Consider the following 8,131-nt stretch of genomic DNA (forward strand, 5'->3'; position numbering starts at 1 on the left):
ATCCGGCTTCGCGCGTGCACGAACTCACGCCGCGAATCTGGAAATCGCTCTTCGCCGACAACCCGCTGCGCTCGCCACTGCATCAGATCGCCTGAGATCGCAACGACGTCGGTCAATTACCGATTACCTTGCAATTGGGCGATAACCAGCGTTTTCGACGCGGAGGAGCTCCGCACGAACTTCTGTCCGTGTGAGCGTGCCGCTAACCGTTTGAGCTTGCGCAAAAAGCGGTGCGTTCAGGGCGCAGCAAATCAAAGCGACTTTGGCGAGAGGCTTCATGGTGGATTCCGTGATTCGATATGACCGATACCCGTGGCGCACTGACCGAGCGGGGCCTTCGCGCTCGAACGTACCGTCGAAGCGTAGAGGCATTTTGCGAGCCTATCGCTGACCTATCACTGTCTGTTTGATTACATTTCTGTCATTTTTGCCGGCGCTGCCTCTCGCCTTGTCACGAACGCATTGGGAACGTCAATATGAAGCGTGTACGGACCGCATCGCTCTCAGCATGAACAGAGCCGCCGTGCAAGTCCATGATTGTTCGCACGATCGCTAGACCGAGTCCTGCCGAGCCTGCTTGCGCGGGGGCGCTTTTACGGGACGGGTCGACTCGATAAAAGCGATCGAAGATTCGCTCGAGCAATGCAGGCTCGATCTGCTTGCCTTCGTTGGCTACGATAATGACGGTCCCATTCGCTCGTTGTTCCGCACTCAGCGTAATGACGTGGTCGGCGTGAGTATGACGAAGCGCATTGGCAAGCAGATTGCCGAGCGCGCGCCGAAAGAGTTCGATATCTGCAAAGAAGCTTGCCGTGCCGACGACCTCCACGCGAATACGCGCTTCTTCGGCGATATTTTCGAAGTACTGTGCGATATGCGTTAGTTCCTGAAACGCGTCAAGTTCTCTTAACCGCGCACCGAACTGCGGCTGTTCGGCGCGTGCGAGAAACAGAACGCTTTCGATCATGCGTGAGATTCGATCGCACTCCTCGATATTGGAGGCGAGAACCGACTGATATTCGTCGATCGATCGTTGCCTTGCCAGCGCTACTTCGGTCGCGCCACGCAGGTTGCCGAGTGGTGTACGCATATCGTGGGCAAGGTCGGCCGTGTACTGTGAAAGGCGCTGGAAGCCGCGGTGCAGGCGCGCGAGCATCGCGTTGAGCGAATCCATGAGAGTGTCCAGCTCAGCGGGCGCATGCGGTACTTCGATGCGTGTTTCGAGGCGCTCGACAGTGATTGTCGCGGCACGTGCCGCCATCTCGCGCAATGGCCGCAGCGCCGCTCGAGCCACCATCCATCCAAACCCCATGGAAAGCAACATACCGGTGACCCCAGCCACGAACAGGCGCTCTCTGTATCGGTCGAGCAAACGCCATCGGTCACTCATGTCCCGCGTCACTGCGACGGTGACGGTCGTACCATCCCGAAGGATCATGTCCGCGGCCACGCCGCGGACTGGCACGCCGTCAGTCGTGTGCCACTCGGCTATTGCCGACTCGGTGATGCGCGCGGACGACGGCACTGGTGCGAGTGTCCCGCGAATCGGAATGGCACGACTCGGCACATGGTCGGTGTTGTGCTCAACCAATACATGCCGTTGCGTGTCCAGTATCGCCATCGACATGGAGGCATCGCCCAGTACTTGGCTCGTGAGGCGCTCCGCGCGCGCTTTCAGATGCTCGATCGAGCGCAGTTCTTCCGCAAGACGCCGTGTATGGCGCGCAACGAGCACGAGATCGAGATCGTCTTGCTCCTTCACCTGGTGATCAAGCGCGTAGTAAAGAAAACTGCCGAGCAGGGCAAACACCGCGAGGGTGATACCTGCGAAGGAAAGCGCAAGCGTCGCGCTCAAGGAGCGGCGCGCCATTAGTGAGGCTCTCGAGGCTCGATGACGTATCCAACGCCACGTACGGTCTGAATGAGTTTGAGCGGAAAATCGGCGTCGATTTTCAAGCGCAGTCGGCGAATAGCGACCTCCACTACGTTGGTATCGCCGTCGAAGTTCATATCCCACACATACGAAGCGATTTGTGTCCGGCTCAATACGGCGCCCTGATGCTGAACCAGCAGCAACAACAGCGAGAACTCGCGCGGAGTCAGGTCGATCCGGGAGGAGCCGCGCCGCACGCGTCGGCGGATTGCGTCCACTTCGAGATCCGCAACCTTGAACAGCTCTTGTTCACGCGGCGGCCCGCGGCGCGCAAGCGTGCGTATGCGCGCCAGCAGCTCGACGAACGCAAACGGCTTCACGAGGTAATCGTCCGCTCCCAGCTCGAGGCCGCGTACGCGATCCTGCACCGCGTCACGCGCGGTCAGAAAGAGCACGGGGGGCGACTGCGTGACACGTAGCGACTTCAGAACCGTCCAGCCATCCATTTCCGGAAGCATCACATCGAGCACGATCACGTCGTACTGCTCTTCCCGAGCGAACGCAAGCCCCTCGGCACCATCCACTGCCAAATCGACCGAGTAGCCCGATTCCTGCAGCCCCTTCTTCAGATATGCGCCTGTCTTCGGCTCGTCTTCGACAATCAATATCCGCATAATGATTCAGCTCGTGATACCGGTTGGAACGCTTAGCATTCTATGCGTGAACGCGCTGGGGCATGAGGTTAGGCAACATCGCTGATTTTGCGATCGCTTCGTGTGATGGAGCAGATTTTCGCGGAAATTTCGCGGATTGGTTCACTTGCGTCCACTCTGATGTCCACTTTGTGCGGTTGGTAGGAGCGAGCGCCGGCGCGAAAAAACTGATTTGAGGAGGGTCATGGCAGCCATTGCAGTGGTCACTGGGGCGAGCCGAGGGGCTGGAAAAGGCATCGCCATCGCGTTGGGCGAGGCCGGCATGACCGTCTACGTGACGGGCCGCAGTACCGCGTCGACCGATTCGCCGTACGGTGGAACCGTCAGCGAGACGGCCGAGTGTGTGACCAAAGCCGGCGGCAAGGGTATTGCCGTGGCGGTGGATCACGCCGACGACGAGGCGGTTGCGGCGTTGTTCGCGCGTGTGAAAGACGAGCACGGCCGCCTCGATGTTCTCGTCAACAACGCCGCCAAACTTGTCGCGGTGACGATGCCGGGCGGTTTTTGGGAAAAACCGCTCGAGACCGTCGACCTCGTAACAGTCGGTCTGCGTTCGCACTATGTAGCAGCCTGGCATGCCGCTCCCCTGATGATTGCCAATGGCCGCGGCCTGATCGTAAACACTGGCCACTATGGGGCCGTGGCCTATTGGCATGGTCCTGCGTACGGAGCGCAAAAAGCGGGTGCGGACAAGATGGCTGCTGATATGGCCAAGGAGTTGCGTGAACACAATGTTGCTGCTGTGTCAATCTGGATGGGGGGGCTCGACACCGAGCGCGCGCGTGCTTACCTGGCGACGCTGCCTGAAGCGTCACGCCCCAAGGCAAAACGGGAATCGCCGCAATTCACGGGCCGTGTCATTGCGGCTCTCTACGCATCGCCAAACGTGATGGACTATTCGGGGCGCGCGCTGATCGGGGCCGAGCTCGGCGCGTTTCTGGGACTCACGGATATCGACGGTGCCCATCCGCTATCGTACCGATACGCACTGGGTGGGCCGCCAGAGCCGCACCGAACACTGCTGGGGTGACGAGCTAGACCGCGCGCATGGGACTGTCGAGCTTTCGTCATTGCCGATCCCATAGAGCGGGCAGGAGTGACCCAGCGCAAGGAGGCTTGCTATTCGCCACGAACACGTACAGGCAGTGTCGTCTTGTAATGCACCCGTCTAAGCGAGATTGACGTGTTGATATCCCTGACGCCCTCGATTTTCGTCAGCTTCTCCATAACGAACCGCTCGAGGCCTGCAATATCGGGAGCAACCACTCTCAGCATGTAGTCAAAGGCTCCCGTCATCAGGTAACACTCCATCACCTCTTCGAAGTTCGCAATCTCCAGCTCGAAGCTTTTGAGCAGCGGCGCGCTTTTCTTGTCTACCGCAACCGAGACGTAGGCACTCACCGGGAGTCCAACCTTCTCCTGGTTCAGAAGCGTGGCATAGCCACTGATGATTCCGCTTTCCTCTAACAGACGTACCCGCCGATAAAAAGGCGAAAGCGAAAGACCGAGTGACTCGGCCAAGTCTGCGGCCTTGATATGCGCATCCTGCTGCAGCGCTTGGAGAATGCGCACATCGACCCGGTCGAGCTTCATTGACCCACATTCCTCTGAACGACAACTGTTTGGGAAACTTTGCTAAGACGCGCGTTTTTACTGACCAAGATTAGCACACATCGCTTAGTCCAAGTCCCTAGAATCAACGCTCATCTACGATGAGATGTGGAGATGTGCTGTGAACATGCGAGTCCCTGAAATCGGGCGCGAGATCGATGCCGCATACCGTTTGGAGGATCGTTATCTTCGCGAAAGTGGGGCCGTTTTTCTGACAGGCACCCAGGCGCTGGTACGCATTCTGTTTGAGCAGGCACGAAGCGATAAGCGTTCGGGAATCAGATCTGCAGGCCTTGTTTCAGGGTATCGCGGTTCGCCGCTCGGCGGGTTGGACCAAGAGCTTTGGCGTCAGAAGAAATTGCTCGAAGACGCGGACATCCGATTCGAACCAGGCCTCAATGAAGACCTTGGCGCCACAATGGTATGGGGAGCACAACAACTCGATGCTTTTCCAGGCAAGCGCGTGGAGGGTGTCTTTTCCATGTGGTACGGGAAGGGGCCGGGCGTTGACCGGACGGGTGACGTGTTCCGGAACGCCAATATGCTGGGAACTTCCCGACACGGCGGCGTACTCGCGGTTGCGGGCGATGACCATGCCGCGCAATCGTCAATGTTTCCGCATCAGACCGATCATGTTTTCGAAAGCGCGATGATGCCGATCATCTTTCCCTCATCGGTCGAGGAATATATCGAGTTTGGATTGGCTGGGTACGCGATGTCTCGGTTCGCAGGCCTCTGGGTAGCGTACAAAGCGATTACCGAAACGGTGGAAAGCGGGCGCTCGATGTGCGTCGGCGAGCGCCCTGCCGCCAAGGGGGGCTATCTCACACCATCTGACATCGAAATTCCGCGCGGGCGCGGCTTCAACTATGACGCGAGTCTCCGGTGGCCAAGCGAGCGCACAGAACTGGAACGTCGGCTTGTCGAGGAGCGCCTTCCCGCCGCACTCGCTTTTGCACGTGCAAATCCATTTGATGAGGTAATACTGCGTGCCGGCGATTCCAGGGTCGGCATTATCACCGTGGGCAAGGCGCACGGTGATGTTCTCGGCGCGCTCTCGAGTCTTGGGCTGCACGCTGCAGATCTCGAACGTCTCGGGGTAGGTATCTACAAGGTGGGCATGACGTGGCCGCTCGAGTGTGCTGGTGTACGCGCATTTTCGCAGGGCATGTCGGCCCTGATGGTCGTCGAGGAGAAGCGGTCTTTTGTCGAACGACAGATAAAGGAAGCACTCTTTAATGTGAAGGCGGCGAGACGGCCTGACGTCTATGGGAAAGAGCTCGGAGACGGCAGCTCGCTCGTACCCGCCACGCTTGAGCTCTCGCCAGCGCAGGTGGCCCAGGCGATTACCAAATTTCTCTCTTACACCGGAGTCGAGGTGGCGCCGGCCACCAGCGTTCAGCGGACGCCAGGGCGGAATTCGATTCCGATCCTAAGCGTCAAAGAAACTGCTTTGCTGAACCGTAGACCGTTTTTTTGCGCAGGCTGCCCCCATAATACGTCCACTAAGCTTCCCGACGGCTCATACGCCGCAGCCGGCATTGGTTGCCATATCATGGCGCTCGGGGACGTTGGCGACACTGCCACATTCTGCCAGATGGGCGGCGAGGGCGTGCAGTGGGTCGGGATGTCGACGTTCACTGAACTTCCGCACATGTTCGTGAATCTCGGCGACGGCACCTATCAACACTCAGGCAGCCTCGCGATTCGTCAAGCCGTTGCCGCGAAAGCCAACGTTACCTACAAAATCCTCTTCAACGACGCAGTCGCCATGACCGGTGGCCAGCCCGCCGAAGGCGGTCTCACGGTTCCCCGGGTAGTCGATCAAGTGTTGGCCGAAGGCGTTTCGACTGTGCATATCGTCACTGACGATGTGACGAAGTATAGGACTTCAGGTCCAACGCCAGCAAATGTTACGGTTCTCCACCGGGATCAATTCGACGCATTGCAGCGCCGTCTGCGGGAGCAAAAGGGCGTTTCGGTTATCGTCTACGAACAAACTTGCGCTGCCGAAAAGCGGCGCCGTCGCAAGCGCGGCACCATGACGACGCCTCCCGCACGCGTCGTCATCAACCCCGATGTCTGCGAAGGCTGCGGTGACTGCTCTGCTCAATCGAACTGTATCGCAATAGAACCGCTCGATACCGAATATGGCCGCAAGCGGGAAGTCAACCAGTCCACCTGCAACAAGGACATGTCTTGCATCAAAGGGTTCTGTCCCAGCTTCGTCACAGTTGAAGGCCTTCAGCCCCGCAAGCCCGATCGGAGCCGGATCGATGCCATCGAGCAGGACTTGCGTGGCCGGCTTGGCCAGCCACTCGATGTCCCGCCGGATATCCGGCGTCACGCCCGTATTGTCGTCACGGGAATTGGCGGAACTGGCGTAGTGACGATCGGCGCACTCCTTTCGATGGCGGCTCACCTGGAAGGGCGCGGCGCATCGACACTCGACTTCACGGGGCTTGCGCAGAAAAACGGCGCGGTTATGAGCCACGTTCAGATTACGGGCAGCCGGGAAGAAATCCTGACGTCGCGAATTGAATCGAGGGGCGCGAATGTGTTGCTTGGGTGCGATGCTGTCGTTGCAGCCTCAAAAGACGCGCTTTCTCGTTTTGCATATGGCGCGACGCACGCAGTGGTCAATACGCATATCACGCCTACGGCCGATTTTGTGAAGAACGGGGATTTGCATCTGGGTGAGTCGGCTTATCGAAGAACCATCGAAGGAGCCGTAGGCGACGCAACGTCATCATTCTGGAACTGCACGGCCGCAGCGGAGGCCATTTTCGGTGACTCCATCGCATCGAATATGATGATCGTGGGTTTCGCTTTTCAGCGCGGCCTGATTCCCTTGTCCGAGGCCGCGATTACACGGGCAATCGAGCTCAATGGGGCGGCGGCTGAGATGAATAAGCGCGCCTTTCTGTGGGGACGGCTCATTGCTCAAGACGCGCACGTCATCGACAAGCTAAATCCGCTATCGATCGAAAGAGCCGAACCGTTTAATCTCGATGCGTTCGTAAAGGCACGCAAGAACGACCTCGAAGCATATCAAAGCGCCGCGTATGCGAAACGATACGAAAGTCTGATCGAGAAGGTAAAAGCTGAAGAGTCTCGGTTGCGAGGCGTGCACGCGGAGCTCACCGCATCGGTGGCGCGGAGCTATTACAAGGTGCTTGCGTATAAGGACGAGTACGAGGTGGCGCGTCTTTATACCGATGGCAGCTTCAAGCGTCGCCTGGCAGAAAGCTTTGAAGGAGCGAAGAACTTCACGTACCACATGGCTCCTCCCATCCTTTCCCGCAAGGATGAAAAGACCGGACGAAGAACGAAACGGGCTTTCGGCGGCTGGTGGATGATGTTCGTGCTCAACATTCTCAAGCATGGGAAGATGATGCGCGGAACGGTTATCGATCCTTTCGGCTGGCAGGCAGACCGCCAGATGGAACGGGCGTTGATTCGTGAATTCGAGGATGACGTGCAGTTCGTTCTGGCGCATCTTTCTATCGAGTCCCATAACGCGGCCGTTGAGCTGACTGCACTTCCAATGCACGTGCGAGGTTTTGGAATCGTCAAAGAAAAAAACTACGCGGCTGTTCAACCGGTTCGTCAAAAATTGCGGAGCGAGTTATTGGAAGGCCGACACCGATAGTGACGTTGCGGGCACGGCGTGCTCGCGGCAATTATCGAAGTCCTCCCCTAGCCGCTGCATGTACACAGCGGCTTTTTCGCATGCGCGGACGATACCAGGGCTTGCGCACGCGCTGCTCCGTCGGCCATCGGCTTAGCGCGTCAGGTCAGCAAAAAGGCCTCTTTTGAATTCCGAGTGGGTGATGTTAGCGGGTCAAGGGCGGGCGTAAGCCCGGCGCAGCGAACCCTTGAGGCGCTCTGAATCGACAAGCTGAGGTATGGCTGGTTGCGGCAGAATGCGGCA

At 58.4% G+C, this 8,131-nt stretch carries 6 protein-coding genes; 2 read left to right on the forward strand and 4 right to left on the reverse strand.

What is annotated here, in order from left to right; genetic code table 11:
- Window positions 1-123: 123 nt before the first annotated feature.
- The 3 genes from GWC77_RS30400 to GWC77_RS26295 form a co-directional block, all read right to left on the reverse strand.
- On the reverse strand, window positions 124-372 hold the full coding sequence (locus GWC77_RS30400; RefSeq protein WP_367949117.1) for a DUF4148 domain-containing protein: 249 nt from the start codon (window positions 370-372) through the stop codon (window positions 124-126).
- 79 nt (window positions 373-451) lie between these two features.
- Window positions 452-1,870, reverse strand: coding sequence for a heavy metal sensor histidine kinase (locus GWC77_RS26290; RefSeq protein ID WP_173261953.1), 1,419 nt, complete (start codon window positions 1,868-1,870; stop codon window positions 452-454).
- Window positions 1,870-2,547: a heavy metal response regulator transcription factor gene (locus tag GWC77_RS26295; protein ID WP_173261956.1), complete on the reverse strand. Its 678-nt coding sequence runs from the start codon at window positions 2,545-2,547 to the stop codon at window positions 1,870-1,872. Before GWC77_RS26295 ends, GWC77_RS26290 begins: the two co-directional genes overlap by 1 nt.
- Before the next feature lie 223 nt (window positions 2,548-2,770).
- Here GWC77_RS26295 and GWC77_RS26300 point away from each other — a divergent pair, with 223 nt between their 5' ends.
- Window positions 2,771-3,616: an SDR family NAD(P)-dependent oxidoreductase gene (locus GWC77_RS26300; RefSeq protein ID WP_173261959.1), complete on the forward strand. Its 846-nt coding sequence runs from the start codon at window positions 2,771-2,773 to the stop codon at window positions 3,614-3,616.
- Between the two features lie 89 nt (window positions 3,617-3,705).
- Here GWC77_RS26300 and GWC77_RS26305 read toward each other — a convergent pair whose 3' ends face one another.
- The gene (locus GWC77_RS26305) at window positions 3,706-4,179 is read right to left on the reverse strand and encodes an Lrp/AsnC family transcriptional regulator (protein WP_173261962.1); all 474 of its coding nucleotides are present in this window, start codon (window positions 4,177-4,179) and stop codon (window positions 3,706-3,708) included.
- Window positions 4,180-4,324: 145 nt separating this feature from the next.
- On the opposite strand from GWC77_RS26305, the gene GWC77_RS26310 reads away from it, so the two are divergent.
- A complete protein-coding gene (locus GWC77_RS26310) occupies window positions 4,325-7,849 on the forward strand; it encodes an indolepyruvate ferredoxin oxidoreductase family protein (protein ID WP_173261965.1) in 3,525 nt (1,174 codons plus the stop codon).
- Window positions 7,850-8,131: the final 282 nt, after the last annotated feature.

Source organism: Paraburkholderia sp. NMBU_R16 (assembly GCF_013282575.1).
In the GTDB taxonomy this organism is placed as follows: domain Bacteria; phylum Pseudomonadota; class Gammaproteobacteria; order Burkholderiales; family Burkholderiaceae; genus Trinickia.

Coding starts and splice junctions, on each gene's coding strand:
- GWC77_RS30400 (WP_367949117.1), bottom strand. CDS start 372: ATGCCTCTACGCTTCGACGGTACGTTCGAGCGCGAAGGCCCCGCTCGG.
- GWC77_RS26290 (WP_173261953.1), bottom strand. CDS start 1,870: ATGGCGCGCCGCTCCTTGAGCGCGACGCTTGCGCTTTCCTTCGCAGGT.
- GWC77_RS26295 (WP_173261956.1), bottom strand. CDS start 2,547: ATGCGGATATTGATTGTCGAAGACGAGCCGAAGACAGGCGCATATCTG.
- GWC77_RS26300 (WP_173261959.1), top strand. CDS start 2,771: ATGGCAGCCATTGCAGTGGTCACTGGGGCGAGCCGAGGGGCTGGAAAA.
- GWC77_RS26305 (WP_173261962.1), bottom strand. CDS start 4,179: ATGAAGCTCGACCGGGTCGATGTGCGCATTCTCCAAGCGCTGCAGCAG.
- GWC77_RS26310 (WP_173261965.1), top strand. CDS start 4,325: ATGCGAGTCCCTGAAATCGGGCGCGAGATCGATGCCGCATACCGTTTG.